A 24,508-nucleotide genomic window follows, 5' to 3' on the forward strand; every position below is an offset into this window, starting at 1 on the left:
CTCAGGCGCCCGTGGCCGGCGCTTCGATCGCGCCCGGGCGGCTCGGCAGGCCGAACGCCCCGGTGAGCGCCCGCTCGCGCAGCCCGGCCGGGAGGCCCGCGAGCAGGCCGAGGCCGCGGGCGTCCGCCCCGGCGTAGTAGCGCCGCCGCGGCCGCGGCGCGACGACGGCCTGCACCACCACCTGCGCGGCCTTCGTCACCGAACCGAGCCGTTGCCGAGCCGTGGCGGCGTCGACGGCGTCGAGCTGGGCACGGTAGAGCGCGAGCCGTCCGGGTTCGGCGCCGTCCAGCGCGGCCGCTACCGCCGTCGCCGACTTGGTGAAGATCTCGGTCTCCAGGGCGCCCGGCTCCACGACGACGACCCGGATGCCCCACGGTGCGAGCTCGATCCGCGCCGCGTCGGACAGTGACTCCAGGGCCGCCTTGCTGGCCGACAGCGGCCCGAGGAACGGCAGCGCGACGCGCGCGCTGGCGGCGCTGATGTTGACGATCCGGCCCCGTGCCCGGCGCAGCAGCGGCAGGAAGACGCGGGTCACGCGGGCCGGGCCGAAGACGTTGACGTCGAACTGCCGCTGCCACTCCTCGGAGGGCAGCAGCTCCTGCGGGCCCTGCACGATCACGCCGGCGTTGTTCACCACGGCGTGCAGGCCCTCGGGCTCGGCGGCAGCCACCTCGTCGGCGGCCGCGGCGACGCTCGCCTCGTCGGTGACGTCGAGCCGCAGCGGGTGCACGCCGGGGGCGTCGAGCTGGGGGTACCGCTGCGGGTCGCGGACACCCGCGTGGACCCGATAGCCCTTCTCCGCCAGCACCTGCGCCGTGGCCAGTCCCAGGCCGGCGCCTGCTCCGGTGATGAGGACAGCCTTGCTCGCCATTCCTACACCCCTCTGTCGCGACATGTAGATTTAAACATGTCAGAGGCTACAGCTCGCCTTGCACCTGTCAAGGTCCGACCGTCGCGTAGGGTCGCTGCCATGTCGCTCCGGTACGGCGTGCTCGGGTTGCTCGCCGGTGAGCCCGCGAGCGGCTACGACCTGGCCCGGCGCTTCGAGGAGGCGCTCGGCTCCATCTGGCCTGCCAAGCACCCGCAGATCTACGGCGAGCTCACCCGGCTCGCGAACGAGGGCATGATCGAGGTCGCCGAGGAGGGGCCGCGGGGGCGCAAGGTCTACCGCGTCACCGAGGCGGGACTCGCCGACATCCGGCACTGGCTGGCCACGGCCGATGTCGACCACACGGTGCGCCTGGAGCCCCTCCTGCGGTCGTTCTTCTTCTGGCTGGCGCCCCCCGAGGACCTGCAGCGGCACCTCGCGCGCGAGGCGGAGTACTACCGCGAGACGGCGCAGCGCTACCGCGGCTATGCCGATGCGAAGGATCGGGGCGAGTTCGGCGACAGCCCGCAGACGATGTCGCTGCGAGTGGCGATCGAGGGCGGGATCCGCCTGTACGAGGCGCTCGCCGACTGGGCGGAGTGGGCGCGGACCGTGCCGCCTGCCACATGAGGGACGTGCTGGTGGTCACCGGCGGCAGCCGGGGGATCGGCGCCGCCGTCACGCGGGCGGCGCACGCGCGCGGGTACGCGGTCGGTGCCGGCTACGCGAGCGACGACGCGGCCGCCGACCGGTTGCGTGCCGAGCTGCCCGGGGTCGTCGCCGTCCGCGCGGACGTCGCAGACCCCGCCTCCGTCACGGCGCTCTTCGACGCGACGGAGGCCGCGTTCGGCCCGGTCACGGCCCTCGTGAACAACGCGGGCGTGACCGGGCGGTTGGGCGCGTTCACGGACGCGCCGGTCGCGACGCTGCGGCGGGTGCTCGACGTCAACGTCCTCGGCACGATGCTGTGCGCACAGGAGGCGCTGCGCCGCTGGGCGGACCGCGGCACGCCTGGCCGGATCGTCAACGTGTCCTCGAGGGCGGCCACGCTGGGCTCGCCCGGCGAGTACGTGCACTACGCCGCCAGCAAGGCGGCCGTCGAGACGTTCACGCGCGGGCTGGCCAAGGAGGTCGCGGCGCAGGGGATCCGGGTCAACTGCGTCGCCCCCGGCACGATCCACACCGACATCCACGCGGCGGCGGGGGACCCCGCGCGTCCGGAACGGGTGGCCGCTCGTGTGCCGATGGGGCGGGCCGGGGAGCCGGAGGAGATCGCCGCCGCGGTCTTGTGGCTGCTCTCGGCCGAGGCCTCCTACGTCACGGGCGCGGTGCTGCAGGCCGGCGGCGGGATCTGACCGACCCGCCACGGGTCGGTGGCCCAGGACACACCAAAATCAGTTGTAGAGGCCAACTAACTGCGTATAGTTGTTGGTAGCAACCAACTTGGGAGGCCTTCGTGATCACCACGGCCACCGCCGACGAGCTGCTGGAGCTCCTGCGCTCGATCATGCGGGCGAACCGCACGGCGCGCCTCGGTCCCGAGTCGGAGGACATGCCCGGCTGGAAGTTCGCGGTGCTCGGCCTGCTCGCGAGGGAGGGGGAGCAGCGCCTCGGCCAGGTCGCCGCGCACCTCGAGGTCGACCCCTCCGTCGCCAGCCGCCAGGTGGCCATGCTGGAACAGCTCGGCTTCGTGACGCGCCGCCCCGATCCCGCCGACGGCCGCGCGCAGCTGCTCGCCATCTCCCCCGCGGGGCTCGCCGCCCGCGACGGGTACCTCGCCATGCGGGCCCGATGGGTTGCCGAGGCCCTCCAGGGCTGGGACGACGCCGAGGTCACCCACCTCGTGGCGCGGCTGCGCCAGCTGGTCGACGACCTGCACTGCGCGCTGGCCGCCCACCACCGCCCACCCGCTCGGGTGGCCCGGTCGGCCTCCTGATCACCACCACCCCCACCACACGCGTGCCCGAGCAGAGACCCGAGCATCGGTCCGAGGAGAAGGATTGACCACCACAGCGGAGGAGACGTTGCCCGCCCAGGCCGCCGTCGCCCGCCGACCGGCCGCCGAGGACAGCGGACGGATGTCGCGGCGGCAGACCCTGGAGGCGCTCTCCGGGATGCTGCTCGCGATGTTCACGGCGTTCCTGTCGTCGACGATCGTGTCGAACGCCCTGCCGACGATCATCACCGACCTGCACGGCACGCAGAGCCAGTACACCTGGGTGGTCACCGCCACCCTGCTCGCCTCCACGGCCACCACACCGATCTGGGGCAAGCTCGCCGACCTGTTCAGCAAGAAGCTGCTGGTGCAGCTGGCGATCACGATCTTCACCGTCGGTTCGATCCTCGCCGGGTTCTCCCACTCGGTCGGCACGCTGATCGGCTGGCGCGTCCTCCAGGGCATCGGTCTCGGCGGGCTGCAGGCGCTGATCATGATCGTGATGGCTGCGATGATCAGCCCCCGGGAGCGGGGCCGCTACACCGGCCTCATCTCCACCGTCATGTCGGTGGCTCCGGTCGCTGGCCCGCTGATCGGCGGCCTCATCGTCGACACCGACTGGCTCGGCTGGCGCTGGTGCTTCTGGGTGGGCGCGCCGCTCGCCGCGGTCGCGCTGGTGGTCGTGCAGCGCACGCTCAACCTGCCGGTCGTCAAGCGCAAGGTCAGCATCGACTACCTCGGCGCCGCGCTCGTCGCGTCCGGCGTCTCGGCACTGCTGATCTGGGTGACTCTGGCCGGTAACCAGTTCGCGTGGGACTCCACCACCTCGTACGCCCTCGCGGGCCTCGGCGCCGTGCTGATCGTGCTGTTCCTGGTGGTGGAGGCGCGGGCCAAGGAGCCGATCATCCCGCTGCGCCTCTTCCGGGACCGCACCACCACACTCGCGATCCTCGCGAGCATCTCCGTCGGCGTGGCCATGTTCGGCGGTGCCGTCTTCCTGGGCCAGTACTTCCAGATCGCGCGCGGCTTCTCGCCGACCGCCGCCGGCCTGCTCACGCTGCCGATGATCCTCGGGTCGATGATCGCCGCGACCGGATCCGGGTCGCTCATCACGCGCTACGGCAGGTGGAAGATCTACCTCGTCCTCGGCGGGATCTTCCTGCTCGCCGGGTTCGGGCTGCTGTCGACGATCGACCACAGCACGGACCTGGTGCTGCTCGGGACCTTCCTGTTCGTCCTCGGCCTCGGCATGGGCATGTCGATGCAGAACCTCGTGCTGGCCGTGCAGAACTCGGTGGCCGCCACGGACCTCGGGGCCGCCAGCTCCACCGTCACGTTCTTCCGCTCCATGGGCGGCACCATCGGGGTGTCGGTCCTGGGGGCCGTGCTCGCCACCCGCGTCGGCGAGCTGACCACCGAGGGGCTCGCCGCCGCCGGGGTGGCCGCGCCCGCAGGCGGTGCCGGCATCGGCAGCCTGAACGAGCTGCCCGACACCATCGCGGGGATCGTCCGCGCCGCCTACGGCGACGCCACCGCGCTGACCTTCATGATCGGCGGCGCCCTCGCCGTCGTCACATTGCTCGCCGTACTGGCCATCCGCGAGGTGCCCCTGCGCACCGAGACCGGCATGGAGCGCGAGCGTGCGGAGGCCCAGACCCCCACCGGCCAGAATCCGGGGCAGACGTCCCTGAACGGCAGCGGCGCCCACGCGAACGGCAGCGTGAACGGCAGTGCCAACGGCAGCGTGAACGGGTGGGAACGGGCTGCCGCGAGCAACGGCCGGCACGGCGGGGACGCGGACGGCAGGCATGCCGCCGCCCACGCCGCGGACCGCCCGTCCCCGCGGCCGCGCCCCGCTCCTGCCGGTCCCGGCGTCCACGGCACGGTCTCCCGCGGCGACGGTGCGGCACTGAGCGAGGCCGTCGTGACCGTCACCGACCAGTGCGGGCGGCAGGAGGGCAGCACGACCACCGGCCGCGACGGGGCCTACCGCGTCACGTTGCCGACCGGCGGCACCTACCTCGTCGTCGCCGCATCCGGCGCGCTGGATCCGCACGCAGCGCTGGTGCCGGTGGCCGACCGGCCGGTCCGGCACGACATCGTGCTCTCCGCCGGCAGCGGGGTGCACGGCCGCGTCACGAGCGGCGACGACGCTGCTCCCGTTCCCGGCGCGTCCGTCACGCTGATCGACGTGCAGGGCGCCGTGGCCGGTGCCACCCGCAGCGACGGCGGCGGCCGGTACCGCATCCCCGGCGTGCCGGAGGGGCAGTACACGCTGGCCGCCACCGCACCCGGGCATCCGCCGCTGGCGGCGACCGTACGGCTGACTCGGGGCCGGTACACCGAGCGCGATCTCGAGCTGCCCGGCCGTGCCGTCCTGCGCGGCACCGTCATCGCGACCGGCGCGCTGGTCGGCCACGCCCTCGCCGCGCTCGTGGATGCCGAGGGCAGGGTGGTCGCGTCCGCGGTCACCGGGCCGGACGGCACGTTCGAGTTCGCCGACCTGCCCGCCGGCACGTACACGCTCGCCGCCCGCGGCTACGAGCCGGTGGCGCAGGTCGTGCACGTCGAGGCCGGGACGGTGGCCACCGCGGTCGTCGAGCTCGTCCCGCCGTCCGCCGAGGCCGATCGGGTGAACCGCATGGCCGAGCGTGCGAGCGAATCGGTGTCCATGAGCGAGCTTGCGAGCGAATCGGTGTCACAACGCCTGCGATGACCGGCGGTGGTCGCAGGCGGCGGGCAGATCCTGGACCTGCCCGCCGCGGGGCAGCGGCCCATCGGCGACTTCGTCGCGGCGCTCGGCCTGCGCTACGACCTCCTGGAGGAGATCGCGATCTCGCTCGCCGCCGGGTAGTAGTGGCGCATGCCCGAGTTGATCCGTCCCGTGGACCGCGTACGCGAGTCGTACGTCGCGGCGATGGCGGAGTTCCAGGCCGAGGGCAGGGGTGCGGCGGACGACCAGACCATGGTCGGCGCGGAGATCCGCGTGTACGGCTCGACCTGGCACTCCCCGGAGGGCTTCGCCCGGTACGTGAGGGACCTGCGTGCCGAGGCGGAGGAGGACACCCCACGGCCGGCCGGCTTCGTGCCGGCCACCACGCTGTGGTGGGTCGAGGGCGCGGAGTACCTCGGCCGGCTCGCCATCAGGCACCGGCTGACCCCGAAGCTGCGGGAGGTCGGCGGGCACATCGGCTACGACGTGCGCCCGAGCGCCCGCCGACGCGGCCACGCCACCGCCATGCTGCGCGCCGCGCTGCCGATCGCCGCCGGTCTCGGCATCGACCGGGCGCTCGTCACCTGCGACGTCGACAACGTCGGGTCCCGGAAGGTGATCGAGGCGTGTGGCGGGGAGTTCGAGGACCAGCGGGGCGTGAAGCTCAGGTTCTGGGTGGCGACGTCGCCGGTGTCGGCGGCGTAGCCGGCCGCGGCTCGACGAGCTACGGGCGGTTGCCGGTGCCGGTGGCCACCTCACGCGCCCGCATCGGCCCGCTGGTGGCCGGCGCGAGCGGCGGCGTGTCGAACCCCGCCCCGTCGCGGAGGCCGGCGAGGAACTCGGCGAACGTGTCGGTGGCGCTGTGCCGCGGCTGCCAGCCGAGTTCGTCGCGCGCCCGTGCCGTGCTCATGACCGGGAGCCGGAGCACCGCGTCGAACAGGTGCGGCGCGGCCGGGTGCAACCGCAGCTGCCAGGTCGTGGCCAGCGCGCTGCGCACCATCGGGAGCGGCAGCCGCACGGTGCGTGCGCCGAGGAGGCGGGCGAGCTCGCGCGCGTCGATCACCGGGTCGGCGGCCAGGTTGAACGCGCCGCGGACGTCGCGCACCACGGCCTGGCGGAACGCCTCGGCCGCGTCGAGTGAGTGCACCACCTGGAAGCGCAGTCCGGGCAGGTCCGGCACGACCGGGATCGTGCTCGACCGGACGAGCCGGTTCGGCAGCAGCGGTCCGATGAACAGCCTGCGCTGCTCCGTGCTCGCCTCCCGCTTGAAGATGAATCCCGGCCGCATCCGCACGACCCGCAGCTGTGGCTGCTCGACCTCGAGGTGGTCGAGCACCCGCTCCATGTAGGCCTTCTCCCGCGTGTAGGCGGCGGTGGGCCACCCGTGGGTCGGCCAGCTCTCGTCGACGTCGGCGTCCTTCGGGCCGGGGGAGTAGGCCCCCACCGACGAGGCGTACACGAGCGTGCGCACCCCCGCCTCCACCGCGGCGCGGAACACCCGGATCCCGCCGAGCACGTTGACCCGCCACGTGAGCACCGGGTCGTGCGTGGGCTGGATCAGCCAGGCCAGGTGCACCACGGCGTCCGCGCCCCGGAGGTGGGCGGCCATGTCGTCGGAGGTGATGTCCGCGCCCGCCCACTCGACGCCCTCCGGGTGCCATCCCGGCAGGCGCCGAGCCAGCCCGAGCACCGAGGTGACCTCGGGTTCCGCGGCGAGCGCCCGGACGAGGCTGGTTCCGACATTTCCGGTGGCACCCACGACGACGACGCGCATGCCCGAGGGTGACCCGGGGCGGCCGCCGCAAACGGGTGGTTCCGCCGCCGGTGTCGGGCGGCTGATCGCGGGTAGCCGTGGGGAAGACACGTGGGCGACAGCAGTGGAGGCGAGTGCACGTGGCCGACTCAGTGGGTGACTACGTCCTGCGCAGGTTGCGGGAATGGGGTGTCGAGCAGGTCTTCGCCTACCCGGGGGACGGGATCAACGGTCTGGTGACCGCCTTCGGGGCGGCGGAGGACCGGCCGCGGTTCATCCAGTCGCGGCACGAGGAGATGTCGGCGCTGCAGGCCGTGGGTTATGCGAAGTTCTCCGGGAAGGTGGGCGTCTGCATGGCCACGTCCGGCCCGGGGGCGATCCACCTGCTCAACGGCCTGTACGACGCGAAGCTCGACCACGTGCCGGTGGTCGCGATCGTCGGGCAGACCGAGCGCAGCGCGATGGGCGGGTCCTACCAGCAGGAGGTGGACCTGCAGGCGCTGTTCAAGGACGTGGCGAGCGAGTACCTCGTGGAGGTCAACGTCCCGGAGCAGCTGCCGAACGCCGTCGACCGGGCCTTCCGCACCGCCCTGACGCGGCGCGCCCCGACGGCGATCATCATCCCGAGCGACCTGCAGACGGAGCCGTACCGGCCGCCTCAGCACGCGTTCAAGCAGGTGCCGTCCAGCGAGCCGGGCCTGGTGGCGCCGACGCTGGTGCCCGCGGAGGCGGAGATCGCCCGCGCGGCCGAGGTGCTGAACGCCGGGCAGAAGGTCGCGATCCTGGTGGGGCAGGGCGCGCGCGGCGCCGCCGCGGAGGTCGAGCAGGTCGCGGACGTGCTCGGTGCCGGTGCGGCCAAGGCGCTCCTGGGCAAGGACGTGCTGTCGGACGAGCTGCCCTTCGTCACCGGCTCGATCGGGCTGCTCGGCACGCGCCCCAGCTACGAGCTGATGCGCGACTGCGACACGCTGCTCATCGTCGGCTCCAGCTTCCCGTACAGCCAGTTCATGCCCGAGTTCGGGCAGGCGAGGGCCGTGCAGATCGACATCGACGGCACCATGATCGGGATGCGGTACCCGACCGAGGTGAACCTCGTCGGCGACGCGCGGGCGACACTGCTGGCGCTGCTGCCGCTGCTGTCCGGGCCCACCGACCGGGCGTGGCGGGAGAAGGTCGAGGAGAACGTCGCGGGCTGGTGGGACACCATGCGGCGCGAGGCGATGGTGGACGCCGACCCGGTGAACCCGATGCGGATCGTGTGGGAGCTGTCCGAGCGCATCCCGCCCGACGCGATCGTCACGTCCGACTCGGGGTCGGCCGCCAACTGGTACGCCCGTCACCTGCGCATCCGCGGCGACATCCGCGGTTCGCTCTCGGGCACGCTCGCCACGATGGGCGCCGCCGTGCCGTACGCGATCGGGGCGAAGTTCGCCCACCCCGACCGGCCGGTCATCGCGATCACCGGCGACGGCGCGATGCAGATGAACGGGATGGCGGAGCTGCTCACCATCGCCCGCTACGCCGAGCGCTGGTCCGACCACCGGTGCGTCGTCTGCGTGCTGCACAACAACGACCTCAACCAGGTCACCTGGGAGCTGCGGGCGATGGGCGGGGCGCCGAAGTTCGAGGAGTCGCAGGTGCTCCCGGACGTGTCCTACGCCGACTTCGCCCGCGGCCTCGGCCTGGAGGCGATCACCGTCACCTCCCCGGACGAGCTGGGGCCCGCCTGGGACCGGGTGCTCGCCGCCGACCGGCCCGCGGTCCTCGACGTGTACTGCGACCCCGAGGTCCCGCCGATCCCGCCGCACGCGACGTTCGAGCAGGCGAAGTCGGCGGCCCAGGCCGTGCTGAGGGGCGACCCGGAGGCCTTCCACCTCGTCGTCGAGGGGATCAAGACCAAGCTGCAGGAGGCCGTTCCCGGCCGCAGGAGGTGAGGCGAGATGACGGCGAAGCAGCTCGTCGTCGGGATCGACGGCACGGCTGCGGGCGTCGCGGCGCTGCGCTGGGCCGTGGGCCAGGCCCGGGCGACCGGGGCATCCGTGCTCGCGATCGCGGTGAGCGAGCCGCCGTTCCCGGTGGCGGGCGGAGCGGAAGTCGCCGGAGGCTACGTGGCCCAGCCCGTGCTCGACGACGCGCAGCTCACCGCCGCGGCCGAGGCGTGGCTGACCGAGGCGATCGGCGCGGTGCCGGCTGAAGGGGCGCAGGCCGTCGACCGGCAGGTGCGGCACGGCGACGCCGCCACCGTGCTGCTGGAGGCCGCCGACGACGCCGATCTGCTGGTGCTGGGCAACCACGGCCGCGGCGGCCTCGCCGGTGCTCTGACCGGATCGGTCGCGCAGCGCTGCGCCCACCACGCCACCTGCCCGCTGGTGCTCGTCCCGGGCCCCGAGGAGGGCTGATGCCCACCGCTCTGGAACTTCACATATCGGACGCAGACTTCACATGAGGCCCGCCCTGTGTGAAGTGCGCATGAGGTCTGTGAAGTGGGTCCGAGCGTCGAGCCGCAGGCCGGTCACGAATCTTGCCGAACCCGTGCGCGGCGGCCTGTCGACGGGCACACTCTGGGGCATCAACGAGGACACAGACGGCAGGGCGAGCGGCTCCCGGTGCCGGGCGTGGACGGGAGTTCGCCGGGGGGCGGACGCTGCCGATCGGATGCCGGGTGGCGCTCGTTCCACCGAGCACGAGCCCATGGGGGGAACTGAAGCGTGAGATCCGTTCGGAAGTCGACCGGGGCACTGGTGGCGTTGGCCGCCATCGTGGTGTCGGCGCTGCTCACCGGCGCCACCTCGGCGCGAGCCGACGAGCCGCCCGCGCCCGAGCCGCCTGCGCTGAACGGCCTCATCGACCCGGCCCTGCTGGAGTCGATCCAACAGTCGATCGTGGGCCTGGTCGTGATCTGGGAGGAACCGCAGGACCCGTTCGCGCTGATGCCGGCACCGTCGCCCACGGGGGGCGAGGACGAGCTGCCGGTCATGACGATCTGCACCGGCTGGTTCGACAGCCCGACGACGATCGTGACGGCAGGCCACTGCGTCGACCCGAAGGAGGGCCGCCTGGCCCTCGACAGCCGCGTCGGACCGGCGATCGACCCGACCACCGGTGCGCCCGCGCCCACCCAGGCGGCACGCCCGGAGCCGAAGCGCACGGTATGGGCCTTCCAGCCGCGTGAGATGCAAGGTGCCGTGATCACGGCGCCTGTGATCGTCCGCGTCGACAGCTTCCGCCCGGCCGACGAGGGCGACACGGCCAAGCTCGAGATGTACGGCCTGCCGCCGGCCAAGCCGTTGCCGATCGCGCCGGACGCGCCGCAGCTCGGGGAGACCGTGACGTCGATCGGCTTCCCCGGGCTCAACATCGACGCGACCGACGGCGTGGACGTCGAGGGCCTCGTCAGCGGCGGCAAGACGCCCGCCGAGGTGCTGCAGGACTCCCGGCTCCAGCCGGTGAACACCAGCGGCACGATCACCGCCCGGCAGTTCCGCCAAGGGGTGGCCGTCTACCAGATCAACGCCGACCTCGCCGAGGGCATCTCCGGCGGGCCCACCATCAACTCGCGCGGCGAGGTCCTGGGCATCAACAGCCAGATGACCGTGCCGTTCATCGGGCAGAACTTCAACGTCATCACCGACACCGGGATGCTGCGGGACTTCCTCGGCCACGGCGCTGCCCAACCAGGGGCGGCCCCGCCGGGCGAGCCGAGCGAGGTCGCGATCGAGAACACGGCGGGCGGCGCAGGGCAGGCGGCGCCACTGACGGTCGTCATCGCGCTGGTCGGCGGAGCGATCATCGGGGCGATCCTCATGTGGCTCTTCGCACGTCCCCGGCCGGCGGCGAAGACGCCGGGCTCGGAGGCGGACCCCGAGTAGGCACCTGACCGTTCCGGGATCGCGGCTCCGCCCTCCGCGGGGGGGCCGAGCCCGATCCGGAACGATCACGCACGTCGATCCGATCAGCGCGTCGCGGTGGCGGCGACAGCGATGGTGTGCTGCCCGCCGGGGCTCGACCCTGCCGTGGATGGTGAACGGCGGATCGGGCGGCTCCCGCGGAGCGCGTCGGCCGACGTGCGCCCTGTCACATCCCGTGCGCCCCTTCGTACCGCGCGGGGCGCTGACCAGCCGTAGCAGCGCCTTCACCCGATCAGCCTAGTTCAGGCTTACCTTCCTTGTGCTTAGGGTTGCCTTCGTTGTCGAGCTGCGAGGAGTGACCGGGTGACCACCAATCCCTTCGATGACGAGTCCGGCGAGTTCGTGGCGCTGGTCAACGGGGAGGAGCAGTACTCGCTGTGGCCGACGTTCGCGCCCGTCCCGGATGGCTGGACCGCGGTGCACGGCCCGGGCTCGCGCGCCGAGGTGCTCGCGTTCATCGAGTCGACGTGGACGGACCTGCGCCCCGCGAGCCTGGTGGCGAGGATGGGCGGCACGCCCGCGTGACACGGTCGACTGCCACCGCGCGCCGCACGCCGCTCAGCGGCACGGCCCGTCCGCGCGGACGGTCGATCGCCTGCGCCGTGCCGCCGCCGCGACCGCCCCGCCCGACCACCGCATAGCGCGGTGCCCGGCTGCCGCGTCCCTGTCGTACCGGGGCGCGGCAGCCATGACCAGGTCCTTCCCACGCAGGTCGACCGGGAGCGGGGAATCGATGACGGGTGCCGAGGATCCACGCGGGGGGTTCCAGCCATGACGATCATCACGCGGGGCGGCGTGCGGATCTCCTACGACGACTGCGGCGGGACCGGCCCGCTCGCCGTGCTCGTGATGGGTAGCGGGAGCCCCGGGCGGGTCTGGCACACCCACCAGGTGCCTGCGCTGCGCGGCGCGGGGTTCCGGGTGGTCACCCTGGACAACCGGGGCGTCGGCGGCAGCGACGAGTGCACCGCCGGCTTCACGATCGACGACATGGTCGGCGACGTCGCGGCACTGGTGGAACACCTCGACGCCGGACCGGCCGCCGTGGTCGGCACGTCCCTGGGCGCGCGGATCGTGGTCGAGCTCGCGCTGGCCCACCCCGACCTGGTCACGCGCGCCGTCGCGCTGGCCGCCCACGCCCGCCTCGACCCGGTCCAGCGGGCATTCACGGCCGGCGAGATCGCGCTCGCCGACGAGAAGATCGTGCTGCCGCTCGGCTTCCACGCCGCCGTGGCGGCGATGCAGAACCTCTCCCCGGCGACCCTGCGCGACGAGCAGACCGCCCAGGACTGGCTCGACCTGCTCTCCTTCGGCGGCGCGGCGATCACCCCCGGCCACCGGGCGCAGCTCGCCGCGTCGACGGCGCTCGCCGACCGAGGCGCCGCCTACCGCGACGTCGCCGTGCCGCTGCTCGTGGTCGCGTTCGCCGACGACGTGGCGATCCCGCCCCGCCTCTCCCGCGAGGTGGCCGACACCGTGCCCGGCGCCCGCTACGTGGAGATCCCCGACGCCGGCCACTTCGGCTACCTGGAGCGCCCCGACGAGGTGAACCGGGTGCTGCTCGACTTCCTCGCCGTCCGATGAGCGAGCTTGCGAGCGAATCAACGTCACGAGAGGATCCAGCTCCGGTGCCCCACGACTCCCATGACGGTTCCGTCCTCGATGTCGTGGGGGTCGGCTTCGGCCCGGCCAACCTCGGCCTCGCCATCGCCGTCGCCGAGCGCGATGACGCCGCCGAGCGGCCGATCTCGGTCCGCTTCCTGGAGCGGCAGGAGGCCTTCGGCTGGCACCGCGGCATGCTCATCCCCGACACCCGCATGCAGGTCGCGTTCCTCAAGGATCTCGCCACCCTGCGCAACCCGACCAGCCGCTTCGGGTTCGTCAGCTACCTCGCCGAGCGCGGCAGGCTCGTCGACTTCGTCAACCGGCAGACGTTCTTCCCCACCCGGCTGGAGTTCCACGACTACCTGTCGTGGGCCGCGGCGCGCTTCGACGACGTCGTCTCCTACGGCACCACGGTCGAGAAGATCGAGCCGACGGGTGACGGGCTGCTCGCGGTGACGGGCCGGCGCGGTGGAGGGGCGGTCCGCGTCGTCGCGCGCGCCGTCGTGATCGCCACCGGGCTCGCGCCCGTGCTGCCCGACGGCCTGGAGGCGCGGGAGCGGATCTGGCACAACAGCCGGCTCGTGCCCAACGTGGCCAAGCTCGCCACCGGCCCTGCGCCGCGACGATTCGTGGTGGTCGGGGCCGGGCAGAGCGCCGCCGAGAGCGTGGACCACCTGCACCGCAGCTTCCCCGACGCCGACGTCCACGCGGTGTTCCAGCGCTGGGGCTACAGCCCGGCCGACGACAGCGCCTTCGCCAACCGCGTCTTCGACCCCGACGCCGTGCACGAGTTCTACGGCAGCCCGCCGGAGGTACGCGGGCGGGTCGCCACGCTGCACCGCAACACCAACTACTCCGTGGTCGACCCCGACCTCATCGAGGCCCTCTACGAGCGGCACTACGCCGAGCGGGTGGAGGGCCGCGAGCGGCTGCGGTTCGAGAAGATGTGCGCGGTCGAGGCGTGCGAGGACATGGGGGACCGCGTGCGGGTGCGCATCCGCAGCTCCCTCGACGGCACGGTCACCGACCTCGACGCCGATGCGATCGTCTACGCCACCGGCTACCGCTCCGCCGACCCGGCGCGCTTCCTCGCCGGGTTGGTCGCCCGCCGCGACGAGCACGGCCGCGCCCGCATCACCGAGGACTACCGGCTCGAGCTCGACGGCTCGGATGCGCTGGTCTACGTGCAGGGCGCCACGGAACATACGCACGGTCCGGCCTCGACCCTGCTCTCGAACGTCGCCGTGCGCAGCGGCGACATCCTCGCGTCGCTGGAGTCACGGATCGACGAGCCACCGGACTCGTCGCAGCCGGCGGTTCCGCCGGCCCACCGGCCGTCGTAGCGGGCGGCCTACCAGCGGCCCCGTTGGTTCGGGATGCGCGTGGCCAGGGCGACCGCGCCTCCCATCGCCACCGCCAGTGCGAGGAACGCGTAGGCGTTGGCCACCGCCGGGTCGGCAGCGGCCGAGGTCACGGCCGTCACCACCGAGACGGCGATGATCGCCCCCGCCTGGCGGAACAGCACCCGCAGGCCTGAGACGGCCGCGGCCTGGTCCGGCACGAGGTGCATCCCGGCGTTGGCCGAGGACGGGGCGGCGAGGCCCATCCCGACCCCCATGACCGCGGCGCCGAGGGAGAGCCAGAGTTCGGGGCCGCTGTGCACGGGCGGGAGCCCGGTGAGCAGGAGCGCGATGGTGATCGCGGCCATTCCGGCGAGCAGGAGCGGTCGGTGTCCCAGCCGGCGCAGCAGCCCGACGGCGATCGCCGACAGGGCGATCATGAACACGGCCCGGACCGTGAGCAGGCCGCCGGAGGCGATGGGCGTCATGTCGTAGCGGATCTGCGCGTAGTGCGGGAGCAGCGCGGAGAACCCGAGCACGGCGGCGCCGAACAGGACGTTCATGACGTTCATCAGGCCCAGCCGCTGCCCGGTCAGCAGCCTGGGCGAGACGATGGGGGCGGGGTGGCGGTGCAGGTGGCGCAGCAGGAACCGGCCGGCCACCAGTGCGACGGCGGCGGCGCACAGCACCGACGCCGGCCCGGTCCACCCCTCGCCGAGCGCGCCGATCCGGGTGATCGCGACCATGCCGGACAGCAGGAGCGCGGTGAGCCACCCGATCCCGACGAGGTCGACGCGGGCCACCGCCGTGCGCGGGGTCTCCCGGATCAGCGCTCGCCCGAGGCAGATCAGCACGATGCCGACCGGCACGTTGACGAAGAAGATCTCCCGCCACGACGCGAACGTGAGGATGAGCCCGCCGGCCAGCGGTCCCAGAACCGCACCGATCGGGAAGGCGGTGCTGAAGAGCGCGATCGCCCGGTCCCGGTCGGGGCCGAACTCGGCGGAGACGATCGCGGTGGCCACCGGCAGCAGAACGCCGCCCGCGAGCCCCTGCAGGAACCGGAAGACGATCAGCTGCGCCGTGCCCGACGAGAGCCCGCACAGCACCGACGCCACCGTGAACGCCGCGACGGCGATCAGATAGACCCGGCGAGCCCCGAACCGGTCGCCCATCGGCCCGCCGAGCGGCAGGACGAGGATCTGCCCGACCGAGTAGATCGTGATCGTCCAGCCGATCCACGCCAGGCTCGCGCCGAGGTCGCCCTGCATCGCCGAGAGCGCCGTCGCCACCGAGGTCTGGTCGATGGCGTGCATCAGCATGGCGAGCACGACGGTGGCGAACACCAGCCAGCGGACGAGCGCCGGGCGCCGTGCGGCTTCGACGGTCACGGGCACCGGATCCCTCCCGCTAGTTGCTTGACGGCAAGCAATCTAACACCGGGTCGCGGCTCCGGGGCGCGGTTCGCCCTGGTTTCATGGGCAGATGCAGGGCGCAGGGGATGCCGCAGGCGTCGACACGGCCTTCGACACCGATGCCGCCGCGCGGCTGCGGCGCGTGATCGGCAAGCTGGCCCGGTCGATGAACGAGTCCGCGTCCAGCGAGGAGCTCACCCCCACCCAGGCGTCGGTCCTCGGAGTGGTCGTCGCGCGCGGTCCGATCCGGATCTCCGCGGTCGCCGAGCTCGAGGGCGTCAACCCCACGATGCTCTCGCGCGTGATGGGCGTGCTGGAGCAGAAGGGGCTGATCGTGCGCTCCTCGGCCACGTCCGACCAGCGCGGTGTCGTGGCCGAGGCCACCGTGGCGGGGCGCGAGAAGAGCATGCGGATCATGGAACGCCGCACCGCGATCCTGCTCGCCGTCGTCGAGCGGCTCCCGGCGGAGACCGCCACCGCGTTGCTGGCCGCGCTGCCCGCGCTGGAGGAGCTCACCGCCGCGTTCGCAGAACGCAGGCCGACCCTCGCCAGGGAGAGCTGAGCACCCGCTCCACGGCCCCACCTCGGAGCCGAAGTGCTTCGGGAGCGATTCCTCTCCGCGGGTCGGCGGGTCTACCTGTCATGGTCTTCCATGACGTGATGCCCGACTCCCGGGACTTCGCCGCCCGCACCGAGCCGTTCCGCCGCGAGCTGCTCGCGCACTGCTACCGGATGCTCGGGTCGCTGCACGACGCCGAGGACGTCGTGCAGGAGACGTACCTGCGCGCCTGGCGGGCCTACGGCGCGTTCGAGGAGCGCTCGTCGGTGCGGACCTGGCTCCACCGGATCGCGACCAACGCCTGCCTGACCGCGCTCGAACGCCGGGGGCGCCGGGTGTTGCCGTCCGGGCTCACCGGCCCGTCGGACGACCCGTACGCGCCGCCGGTGCCGGCGGGGCCCGAGGTCAGCTGGGTGCAGCCCTTCCCGGATGCGCTGGTGGAGGGGGATCCCGCGGCGGTCGTGGTGGAGCGGGAGGACCTCCGGCTCGCGCTGGTCGCCAGCCTGCAGCACCTGCCCGCCCGGCAGCGCGCGGTGCTTCTGTTGCGCGACGTGCTGGCGTTCCCGGCCGCCGACGTCGCGGCCGTGCTCGACATCAGCGTCGCGGCGGTCAAGAGCGCCCTGCAGCGCGCCCGCGCCCGGCTGGAGGAGGTGGCGCCCAGTGCCGAGGCACTCGCCGAGCCGGACGAGCCGCGGGCCCGCGCACTGCTCGACCGCTACATCGCCGCCTTCGAGAACGCCGACGCGGCCGCGTTCGAGGAGGTGCTGCGCGCCGACGCCGCGCTGGAGATGGTCGGCTCCCGCACGTGGTTCTCCGGGCTGTGCACCTGCCTGCCCTACCTCACGAGCCCGCAGGTCCTCGGCTCCCCGGGGGACTGGCGGATGGTGCCGACCCGCGCCAACGGGCAGCCGGCCGCCGTGGCGTACCTCCGCGGGCCCTCCGGCGCCCACGAGGCGTTCGGGGTGGCGGTGCTGACCGTCGCGGAGGACGGGATCGGCCGCATCGTCGTGTTCGCCGACCCCGCCCTCGTGACGGCCTTCGGATTCCCGTCGGTCAGGTGAGCGAGACGCCCCCGTCCACCGCGAGCACCTGCCCCGTGACGAACGTGGCCCTCATCAGGAAGACGTAGGCGTCGGCCACCTCCTCGACCGTGCCGAGCCTGCGCAACGGCACCCTCGGGACGAAGCCGGCCCGTATCCCGTCGAACTGCTCCCGGGAGAGCCCGCGCCAGAACGGGGTGTCCATGAACGTGGGCGCCACGGCGTTCACCCGGACGCCGGGCGCCGCCTCGACCGCGAGCCCCTGCACCATCGCCTGGATCCCGAGGTTCGCGACGCTCGACGCGGACGTGTCGTGCGGACGCCCGCCGGTACCCGCGGTGAAGGTCATGCTGCCGCCGTCGCGGATCTTCCCGGCGGCCAGCCGGGCGATGGCCCAGTTGGTCGCGAACTTGGACGCGAGGACGTGGCGCATCGTGTCCGGCGACGTCTCGAGGAAGCCGCCGGACATCGAGTCGCCGATCATCGAGACGACGTGGTCGATCTCGTCGACCCCGTCGAAGAAGCTCGTGAGCGCGGACTCGTCGTGCGCGTCGAACGCGTCGGCCCGCGTCGCACCGATCCGGACAGCGGCCGCCGCGAGCTTGGCGTCGTCCCGGCCGGTGAGAACCAGGTGCGCGCCTGCGGCCGCGGCGCGCCGGGCGACCTCGGCTCCGATGCCCGAACTGCCGCCGATCACGAGCACGGTGCACCCGGCGAGGAGATCGGTCATCCCCGGTCGACCCTGTGGTTCAGCACCACGACACCCGAGCGCCGGGAATGGGTGCCGACGAGCGAGAGCGGGGTCTTCGGGTCGTCCCCGACGACGATCGGGTGCACCGCGAAACGGAACCTGTCCAGGAGGCCGTGCTGGAGCAAGGTGCGCGACAGCCGCCCGTGCCCGAAGACGACCAGGTCCCCGTCGCCGGATTCCTTCAGCGTGCGGACCTCCTCGACCACGTCGCCCCGGACGATGACCGAGTTGTTCCACTCGGCGCGTTCCAGGGTGGACGAGAAGACGTACTTCCGGATCCCGTTGATCGCGTCCGCGAAGTCGCCCTTCTGGCCGGGCCACCGCCAGGACAGGTCGTCGTAGGTCCCGCGACCCATCAGCATCGCGTCGCAGCCCTTCAGCAGTTCGTACGCCTCCTGCAGGAACTGCTCGTCGAAATAGTCCAGTGCCCAGGAGCCGGGATCGTCGACGACCCCGTCGAGGGAGATCAACGTCGACTCGACGATCTCACGCATGTGCGTTCCTTTCAGCGGCTGCGGGGAGCGGGGGCCAGAAGTAGACCTTCTCGGGGTGGACGCGGACGATCACGCGCTCGGCGTCGGGCTCGGGAGGTGGCGTCGCGCCGTTCATGTGGCGCTCGTACATCTCGCCGAGCAGGGTCTTGTCCGGGTCGTCGGTGATGTCGACGCGGCCGCGGATCTCGACGTACCTCCCCGGGTGCGCGAGCACGAGCAGGCTCACGCGGGGATCGCGTTCCATGTTCCGGGTCTTCAGGCGCCCGCGGATCGTGCTGAACACGACCGTGTCCCCCGACCGCTTCACGAAGATCACGGACGACTGCGGGTGACCGTCGCGGTTCGGGGTGGCGAGGATCGCCGTGTGCGGTCCGTCGATCAGGTCTCTGGCCCTCTCGGGCAATGCGAGTTGCATGCAGGGGTAGACCCCGAGGCGACGCGAGAGGAATCTGCCGCAGCTCGATGACTTCGGCGACTCGTGGATGCCCGGCGTGGCGGCCCAGCTCGCGGAGGTCGTCCGCGGCCGGCGGAGACGAGAACGTCCCGCTGGTGTCCGGCGCCTCGTCACCGACCGTCCCGGCCACCGACAGCCCTACCGATCCCGTATGATCCGGTATCCATATAATATCTAGATCGTAGGGATCTACGGGGGGTCAGATGCACGTCACGATCGTCGGAGCAACAGGGGGCATCGGCCGCCAGCTCGTCGACCAGGCACTCGCCGCCGGGCACACGGTCACGGCCGCGGTGCGCAACCCGCATAACCTGCACCGCGACGTTCCCGCCGTCGCCGTGGACCTCGGCCATGCCGACCGCACGGTCCTGCGCTCGGCGCTGTACGGATCGCACGCCGTGCTGTCCTGCCTCGGACCGCGCGGACGGCACGAGTACGGGGTGGTGTCCGCCGGCACCGAGACGATCGTCGCGGCGATGCGGGAGGCCGGCTGCCGGCGCATCGTCGCGGTCAGCGGCGCCGGCGTGTCGACCGCCCGGACGCCGGCCCGACCCCGACCGCCGAGGCGTGAGCCCGGGGCCGGCCTCTACAACCAGTTCTTCGCCACACCGCTGGCGCGCCTGGCCGTGGGGCCGCACTTCACCGACGTCGCGATGATGGAGGACGTCCTGCGGGCCAGCGGCCTCGATTGGACCTCCGTGCGCCCCCCGTACCTGACGAACGGCCCCTCGACCGGGCGGTACCGCACCGCTCGTGAACGCAACGTCCGACGCGGCCTCCGGCTGTCCCGCGCGGACGCCGCGCACTTCATGCTCCAGACCCTCGTGCAGCCGTCGACCATCGGCCACGCCATCGCCGTCGCCTACTGAGGCCGCCGGAGCGATTTCAGCGACAGGACCATCACCGCCGAGACCAGCGTGCCGGCGGCGATCGCCAGCACGTGGCCGAGCGGGTTGCCGACCAGCGGGAGCACGAAGATGCCGCCGTGCGGGGCGGCTGTCGCAGCGCCGAAGGCGGCCGAGAGGCCGCCGGTGACCGTCGCGCCGGCGAGGAGCGACGGCAGCACGCGCAGCGGGTCGGCGGCGGCGAACGGGATGGCGCCCTCCGTCACGTACACCGCGCCGAGCAGCCACGCCGCGCGCCCGTTCTCCCGTTCGGCGGGAGTGAACCGGTCGCGGCGCAGGGTGGTCGCGAGCGCCATGGCGAGCGGCGGCGTCATGCCGGCGGCCATGACGGCGGCCATGACCGTCTGCGCGGACGGGGTGCCCGTGGCGAGGCCCGCGACGGCGAACGTGTAGGCCGTCTTGTTGATCGGCCCGCCGAGGTCGGCGGCCACCATCAGCCCGAGCGCCGCGCCCGCGAGCACGAGGCTGCCGGTGGACAGGTCGGCGAGCCCGCTCGTCAGCGAGGAGGTCAGGGCGGCCAGCGGCCTGCCGACGACGAGCCACATGACTGCGCCGGTGACCAGGGTGCCTGCCAGCGGCAGGACCAGCACGGGACGCAGCCCCGCGACGACGCGCGGTGGCCGCCAGCGTGCGAGCCGGTCGACGACGACGCCTGCGAGCACCCCGGCGACGAGCCCGCCGAGGAAGCCGGCCCCGGTCTGGGCGGCGACGGTGCCGCCGACGAACCCGGGCACCAGCGCGGGCCGGTCGGCGATGGCGTGGGCGACGTACCCGCCGACCACGGGGACGAGCAGCCCGAAGGTGAGCGCGCCGAGCTGGTGCAGCAGCGCTGCCCAGCTCACGGGGGCGAGCCAGTCGAAACCGGCGGTCACCGGGGGTGCGGCGCCGATCGTCGGGCCGCCGAGTGCGTAGCCGAGCGCGAGCAGCACGCCGCCGGTGACGACGAACGGGATCGCGTAGCTCACGCCCTGCATGAGCTTGCCGTGGACCGCGGCGACGGTCGGGCTGGAAGTGGGGTGGGCCAGGGTGGGAGCGTTCATCATGTCGGACCTCGGATCAGGTGGCGAGGGCTTCGAGCCCCGGGTACGGGCGCCGGTCACCTGCGGGGCCGCCCAGCTGGGCGTGCAGCACGCCGAGCTGCGCGGTGTGCCGGCGGAGGGCGGCGACGAGGGCGGTGGTGATGACGCGGAGCACGCGTTCACCGCCACCGAGCGCAGGCACGGCCAACACCGCTGCCACCGCGGCCAGTGCCGCCACCGTCGCGAACGCGACGGGCAGCCCGACCGACTCGGCGACGATCCCGAGCAGCGGCGGGCCGCCGAGCAGACCGGTGTAGCCGACCGTGGAGGCGAGCGCGACCCCGCCGGCCCCGGCGTGGGCGCCGGCCCGCGCGATGGCGATCGGGAAGACGTTGGCGAGGCCGATCCCGATCAGCACGAAGCCGGCGAGCACGATCTCGACGTCGTGCACGGTCGCGACGACCAGGGCTCCCGCGGTGGCGAGCAGCGCCCCACCCGTCACGACGCGGGTCGGCCCGAGCGCGTGCACGAGGCCGTTCCCGGCCAGCCGGCCGCACGCCATCGCGAGGGAGAAGCAGGCGTACCCGGCGGCCGCGAGCACCGGCGTCGCGCCGATCTCCTGCAGGTGCAGCGCGCCCCAGTCGGTGACCGCGCCCTCCCCGAACGCGGTGCAGCCTGCGATGACGCCCAGCAGCACGACGAGACCGCGCGTGGTGCCGCGCGGTGGCGGGGCGGCGCCGTCCCGGGCCTGCTCGCCGTCGGCCGCCAGCAGGACGGGCGCCACGGTCGCCGTCGCGAGCACCCCGAGCGCGGCGACGACGAGCAGGTGCACGGCGGGGGACGCGAGCGCGGCGCCGGCCCCGCCGGCCGCTGCTCCGGCGAGCCCGCCGAAGCTGAACCCGGCGTGCAGTGACGGCAGGACGGGGCGGCGGGCCGCGGCCTCGACCTGCACGCCGATCGCGTTGGCGGCCACGTTCAGCGTGCCGGTGGCGGCACCGAACACCAGCAGCGCCACCGCGAGCTCGGGGATCGAGCCGGTGAGACCGGGGAGGGCGAGCGCGGCGCAGGTCGCGACCGCGGCGGCGACGCCGGCGAGCCCCGGGCCGAGCCGGGCGCACAGCGCTCCGGTCAGCTGCATGCTGGCGAGCGCCCCGAGCGAGACGCACAGCAGGGCGAGGCCGAGGGCGGTCGGCCCCGCGCCGACGTTCGCCGCGACGTCGGGGATGCGCGAGGCCCACGAGCCGAAGACGGCTCCGTCCACGGTGAACAGGACGGTGGCGGCGGCGCGGTGCCGGCGCACCGGGGGAGGGGTCGACCTGCGGCGACGCGCGTTGCGCAGGCGGGCGGGATCGAGGGGGAAAGGCATGGGGGAGTCCGGTTCCACGTGATCGTCGGCGTTCGGCTGGCTGGCGCGGCGACTGCGGGCACCGGGTTCCAGGGTCCACGAAAGCCCAGCTGGAATCGATCCAGAAAGCGGTGAGACCGCTCACGGCCCCGTCGGGTGGACGGAATCGTCGGGCCCCGGGTGCATGCTGGGCCCATGGTCACGGTCGACGAGGTGCGGCGGCTGGCAGTGTCGCTGCCCCGCACCACCGAGCACCTCATCCACGACCGCGTGAAGTTCCGCGTCGGCCAGATCGTCTACGTCGCGTTCTCGCGGGACGAGACGGTGATGGGCTTCGCGTTCCCCAAGGAGGAACGCGACGCCCTCATCGCATCCGCCCCCGCGAAGTTCCACCTGCCCGGCCTCTCCGACCAGCGGTTCAACTGGGTGCACGCGTGGACGGCCGCGCTCGACGAGGACGAGATGCGCGAGCTGGTGGTGGACGCGTGGCGCATGGTCGTGCCGAAGAGCGTGGCCGCGGGTCATCTGGCGCGCTGACCGGCACGCCGCCAGGCCGCGGCGCGCAGGAGGCGCAGGCCGTTGAGCGCGACCACGACGGTGGACCCCTCGTGCCCGGCCACGCCGAGCGGGAGCGGAAGGGTGCCGACGAGGTCCCACGTGACCAGCACGGCGATCACCGTGGCCGCGATCGCGACGTTGGCCAGGACGACCCGGCGGGCCTGGCGGGAGAGGCCGAGCAGGTTCGGCAGGGTGGAGAGGTCGTCGCGGACGATCACGATGTCGGCGGTCTCCACGGCAAGCGCGACACCCCGCCCGCCCAGCGCCACCCCGGCGTCGGCGGTGGCGAGCGCCGGCGCGTCGTTCACGCCGTCGCCGACGAGGAGCACGCGATGCCCGGCGGCCCGCAGCTCCCACACCGCGGCGGCCTTGGCGTCGGGGAGAAGGCCGGCGCGCACGTCGCTGATGCCGACGGCAGCGGCCACCTGGGCCGCGGCCGCCGGATGGTCCCCGGTGAGCAGCACGGGTGCGTTGCCGGTCAGCTCCGCGAGCCGCGCGACCGTCTCCGCCGCGTCCGATCGGAGCCGGTCGACGAGCGCGAGCAGCCCGACCGGGCGGCCGTCGGCGATCACGACGACGACGGTGGCGCCGTCGGCCTCGAGCCGCGCGACCGGCACCGCCGCGAGCCCGTCCAGCAGTGCGGGCGAGCCGACGACGACGGCCGTCCCGCCGACGGTGGCGCGGACGCCGCGCCCGGGCACGGCGCTGAAGTCGGTGGCATCGGTGATGGGCAGCCCGCGTTCCCGGGCGGCCTGCACGACCGCGCCGGCGAGGGGGTGCTCGCTGGGGCGCTCGGCGGCTGCGGCGAGCGCGAGCACGGCGTCCTCGTCGAGCTCACCGATCGGCGTCACGGACTCCAGGTGCGGGCGGCCCTCCGTGAGCGTGCCGGTCTTGTCGAACGCGACGACCGTGGTGCGGCCGAGCGCTTCCATCGCCACCGCGGACTTCACCAGCACACCGCGCCTGCCGCCGTTCGCGATCGCGGCGAGCAGCGGCGGCATCGTCGCGAGGACGATCGCGCAGGGCGAGGCGACGATCATGAAGGTCATCGCGCGCAGGAGCGTCGGCTCGAAGGCCGCGCCGAAGGCGAGCGGGATCGCGACCAGCGCCAGCGCCCCGGTCACCACGGCCACGGAGTAGCGCTGCTCGACGCGCTCGATGAACAGCTGCGTGCGCGCCTTCGTGGCCGAGGCCTGCTCCACCATCGTGGCGATCCGGGCCACCACCGACTCCGCCGCGACGCGCTCGACGCCGACCCGCACCGAGCCGGTGCCGTTGACGGTGCCGGCGAACACCTCGTCGCCGGGTCGCTTGGTGACCGGCAGCCCTTCGCCGGTGATCGAGGCCTGGTCGACCTCGGTGATGCCCGAGACCACGATGCCGTCGGCGCCGATCCGCTCGCCCGGCCGGACGAGCACCACGTCGCCGACGGCGAGGTCCGCGACCGGGACGTTCTCCTCCGTGCCGTCGGCGTGCAGCAGGGTGGCGCGCTCGGGGGCGAGGTCGAGCAGCGCCCGCACCGACTCCTCGGTGCGCCGGGTGACGACGGCCTCGACCGCGCCGGAGGTGGCGAAGATGACGATCAGGAGGGCGCCGTCGAACACCTGGCCGATCGCCGCGGCCGCGATCGCGGCCACGACCATCAGCAGGTCGACGTCGAGCGTCCGCTCGCGCAGCGCGCGCAGCCCGGCGAGCGCGGGTTCCCAGCCGCCCGCGGCGTAGCAGGCGAGGTAGAGCGCCCACCAGACCGGCGCGGGCGCCCCCGCCAGCTGGGCCGCGCCACCGGCGGCGAAGAGCACCAGCGACGCCGCGGCCCACCGCACCTCCGGCATGGCGTGGATCGCC

The 24,508-nt window shown here is 73.5% G+C and carries 25 protein-coding genes; 16 read left to right on the forward strand and 9 right to left on the reverse strand.

Annotated features, from left to right (window positions below; all coding sequences use genetic code 11):
• Window position 1: 1 nt before the first annotated feature.
• Window positions 2-871: an SDR family NAD(P)-dependent oxidoreductase gene (locus tag FHX44_RS29345; RefSeq protein WP_147258748.1), complete on the reverse strand. Its 870-nt coding sequence runs from the start codon at window positions 869-871 to the stop codon at window positions 2-4.
• A 99-nt stretch (window positions 872-970) separates the two neighbouring features.
• Here FHX44_RS29345 and FHX44_RS29350 point away from each other — a divergent pair, with 99 nt between their 5' ends.
• The 6 genes from FHX44_RS29350 (at window position 971) to FHX44_RS29370 (ending at window position 6,222) form a co-directional block, all read left to right on the forward strand.
• The gene (locus tag FHX44_RS29350; protein WP_147258749.1) at window positions 971-1,498 is read left to right on the forward strand and encodes a PadR family transcriptional regulator; all 528 of its coding nucleotides are present in this window, start codon (window positions 971-973) and stop codon (window positions 1,496-1,498) included.
• Window positions 1,495-2,223, forward strand: a complete 729-nt coding sequence (locus FHX44_RS29355) for an SDR family oxidoreductase (protein WP_147258750.1) — start codon at window positions 1,495-1,497, stop codon at window positions 2,221-2,223. Before FHX44_RS29350 ends, FHX44_RS29355 begins: the two co-directional genes overlap by 4 nt.
• A gap of 101 nt (window positions 2,224-2,324) precedes the next feature.
• Entirely contained in the window at window positions 2,325-2,804 is a 480-nt protein-coding gene (locus tag FHX44_RS29360; RefSeq protein ID WP_147258751.1) for a MarR family winged helix-turn-helix transcriptional regulator, read from the forward strand.
• 64 nt (window positions 2,805-2,868) lie between these two features.
• Window positions 2,869-5,520 (forward strand): MFS transporter, encoded by a 2,652-nt coding sequence (locus FHX44_RS29365; protein WP_147258752.1) that lies wholly within the window; start codon window positions 2,869-2,871, stop codon window positions 5,518-5,520.
• A gap of 6 nt (window positions 5,521-5,526) precedes the next feature.
• Window positions 5,527-5,658, forward strand: a complete 132-nt coding sequence (locus tag FHX44_RS43910) for a hypothetical protein (RefSeq protein ID WP_281287920.1) — start codon at window positions 5,527-5,529, stop codon at window positions 5,656-5,658.
• A 9-nt stretch (window positions 5,659-5,667) separates the two neighbouring features.
• A complete protein-coding gene (locus FHX44_RS29370) occupies window positions 5,668-6,222 on the forward strand; it encodes a GNAT family N-acetyltransferase (RefSeq protein ID WP_147258753.1) in 555 nt (184 codons plus the stop codon).
• Between the two features lie 19 nt (window positions 6,223-6,241).
• On the opposite strand, the gene FHX44_RS29375 is transcribed toward FHX44_RS29370, so the two are convergent.
• The gene (locus tag FHX44_RS29375; protein WP_147258754.1) at window positions 6,242-7,291 is read right to left on the reverse strand and encodes an NAD-dependent epimerase/dehydratase family protein; all 1,050 of its coding nucleotides are present in this window, start codon (window positions 7,289-7,291) and stop codon (window positions 6,242-6,244) included.
• 119 nt (window positions 7,292-7,410) lie between these two features.
• Between FHX44_RS29375 and FHX44_RS29380 the strand changes: the two genes are divergently transcribed.
• The 6 genes from FHX44_RS29380 to FHX44_RS29405 all read left to right on the forward strand — a co-directional run bounded on the left by FHX44_RS29380 (window position 7,411) and on the right by FHX44_RS29405 (window position 14,126).
• Entirely contained in the window at window positions 7,411-9,204 is a 1,794-nt protein-coding gene (locus FHX44_RS29380) for a thiamine pyrophosphate-requiring protein (protein WP_147258755.1), read from the forward strand.
• Between the two features lie 6 nt (window positions 9,205-9,210).
• The gene (locus FHX44_RS29385) at window positions 9,211-9,669 is read left to right on the forward strand and encodes a universal stress protein (RefSeq protein WP_147258756.1); all 459 of its coding nucleotides are present in this window, start codon (window positions 9,211-9,213) and stop codon (window positions 9,667-9,669) included.
• Window positions 9,670-9,978: 309 nt separating this feature from the next.
• A complete protein-coding gene (locus FHX44_RS29390) occupies window positions 9,979-11,139 on the forward strand; it encodes a trypsin-like peptidase domain-containing protein (RefSeq protein WP_147258757.1) in 1,161 nt (386 codons plus the stop codon).
• Between the two features lie 342 nt (window positions 11,140-11,481).
• Window positions 11,482-11,703 (forward strand): MbtH family protein, encoded by a 222-nt coding sequence (locus FHX44_RS29395; RefSeq protein ID WP_147258758.1) that lies wholly within the window; start codon window positions 11,482-11,484, stop codon window positions 11,701-11,703.
• A 246-nt stretch (window positions 11,704-11,949) separates the two neighbouring features.
• On the forward strand, window positions 11,950-12,762 hold the full coding sequence (locus FHX44_RS29400; RefSeq protein ID WP_147258759.1) for an alpha/beta fold hydrolase: 813 nt from the start codon (window positions 11,950-11,952) through the stop codon (window positions 12,760-12,762).
• A gap of 44 nt (window positions 12,763-12,806) precedes the next feature.
• Window positions 12,807-14,126, forward strand: a complete 1,320-nt coding sequence (locus FHX44_RS29405) for a lysine N(6)-hydroxylase/L-ornithine N(5)-oxygenase family protein (protein WP_246170656.1) — start codon at window positions 12,807-12,809, stop codon at window positions 14,124-14,126.
• 8 nt (window positions 14,127-14,134) lie between these two features.
• Here the strand turns inward: FHX44_RS29405 and FHX44_RS29410 are convergent, their stop codons facing one another.
• Window positions 14,135-15,514, reverse strand: coding sequence for an MFS transporter (locus FHX44_RS29410; protein WP_147258761.1), 1,380 nt, complete (start codon window positions 15,512-15,514; stop codon window positions 14,135-14,137).
• Between the two features lie 94 nt (window positions 15,515-15,608).
• Between FHX44_RS29410 and FHX44_RS29415 the strand changes: the two genes are divergently transcribed.
• Window positions 15,609-16,100: a MarR family winged helix-turn-helix transcriptional regulator gene (locus tag FHX44_RS29415; protein WP_147258762.1), complete on the forward strand. Its 492-nt coding sequence runs from the start codon at window positions 15,609-15,611 to the stop codon at window positions 16,098-16,100.
• A 98-nt stretch (window positions 16,101-16,198) separates the two neighbouring features.
• Complete coding sequence (locus FHX44_RS29420; protein ID WP_170309088.1) at window positions 16,199-17,158, forward strand: sigma-70 family RNA polymerase sigma factor; 960 nt, start codon at window positions 16,199-16,201, stop codon at window positions 17,156-17,158.
• Here the strand turns inward: FHX44_RS29420 and FHX44_RS29425 are convergent.
• Genes FHX44_RS29425 through FHX44_RS29435 form a run of 3 tightly spaced genes read right to left on the reverse strand, consistent with a single transcriptional unit; the run spans window position 17,151 to window position 18,797 of the window.
• Window positions 17,151-17,867: an SDR family oxidoreductase gene (locus tag FHX44_RS29425; protein WP_147258764.1), complete on the reverse strand. Its 717-nt coding sequence runs from the start codon at window positions 17,865-17,867 to the stop codon at window positions 17,151-17,153. The two genes, FHX44_RS29420 and FHX44_RS29425, sit on opposite strands and share 8 nt — an antisense overlap.
• Entirely contained in the window at window positions 17,864-18,382 is a 519-nt protein-coding gene (locus tag FHX44_RS29430; RefSeq protein WP_147258765.1) for a dihydrofolate reductase family protein, read from the reverse strand. The genes FHX44_RS29425 and FHX44_RS29430 overlap by 4 nt, the downstream gene beginning before the upstream one ends.
• Complete coding sequence (locus FHX44_RS29435; protein ID WP_147258766.1) at window positions 18,375-18,797, reverse strand: PPOX class F420-dependent oxidoreductase; 423 nt, start codon at window positions 18,795-18,797, stop codon at window positions 18,375-18,377. Before FHX44_RS29435 ends, FHX44_RS29430 begins: the two co-directional genes overlap by 8 nt.
• Before the next feature lie 242 nt (window positions 18,798-19,039).
• Here FHX44_RS29435 and FHX44_RS29440 point away from each other — a divergent pair, with 242 nt between their 5' ends.
• Window positions 19,040-19,705, forward strand: coding sequence for an NAD(P)-dependent oxidoreductase (locus tag FHX44_RS29440; RefSeq protein ID WP_147258767.1), 666 nt, complete (start codon window positions 19,040-19,042; stop codon window positions 19,703-19,705).
• Here FHX44_RS29440 and FHX44_RS29445 read toward each other — a convergent pair.
• Together FHX44_RS29445 and FHX44_RS29450 are read right to left on the reverse strand one after the other, a co-directional pair.
• A complete protein-coding gene (locus FHX44_RS29445; RefSeq protein ID WP_246170657.1) occupies window positions 19,699-20,781 on the reverse strand; it encodes a PTS fructose transporter subunit IIC in 1,083 nt (360 codons plus the stop codon). The genes FHX44_RS29440 and FHX44_RS29445 overlap by 7 nt on opposite strands.
• Window positions 20,782-20,797: 16 nt before the next feature.
• Complete coding sequence (locus FHX44_RS29450) at window positions 20,798-22,126, reverse strand: MFS transporter (RefSeq protein ID WP_212612701.1); 1,329 nt, start codon at window positions 22,124-22,126, stop codon at window positions 20,798-20,800.
• Window positions 22,127-22,300: 174 nt separating this feature from the next.
• On the opposite strand from FHX44_RS29450, the gene FHX44_RS29455 reads away from it, so the two are divergent.
• Window positions 22,301-22,642, forward strand: a complete 342-nt coding sequence (locus tag FHX44_RS29455) for an MmcQ/YjbR family DNA-binding protein (protein WP_147258769.1) — start codon at window positions 22,301-22,303, stop codon at window positions 22,640-22,642.
• Here the strand turns inward: FHX44_RS29455 and FHX44_RS29460 are convergent.
• The gene (locus FHX44_RS29460; RefSeq protein WP_147261561.1) at window positions 22,627-24,495 is read right to left on the reverse strand and encodes a heavy metal translocating P-type ATPase; all 1,869 of its coding nucleotides are present in this window, start codon (window positions 24,493-24,495) and stop codon (window positions 22,627-22,629) included. The two genes, FHX44_RS29455 and FHX44_RS29460, sit on opposite strands and share 16 nt — an antisense overlap.
• Window positions 24,496-24,508: the final 13 nt, after the last annotated feature.

Origin of the sequence: Pseudonocardia hierapolitana, assembly GCF_007994075.1 — a bacterium.
In the GTDB taxonomy this organism is placed as follows: Bacteria; Actinomycetota; Actinomycetes; order Mycobacteriales; family Pseudonocardiaceae; genus Pseudonocardia; species Pseudonocardia hierapolitana.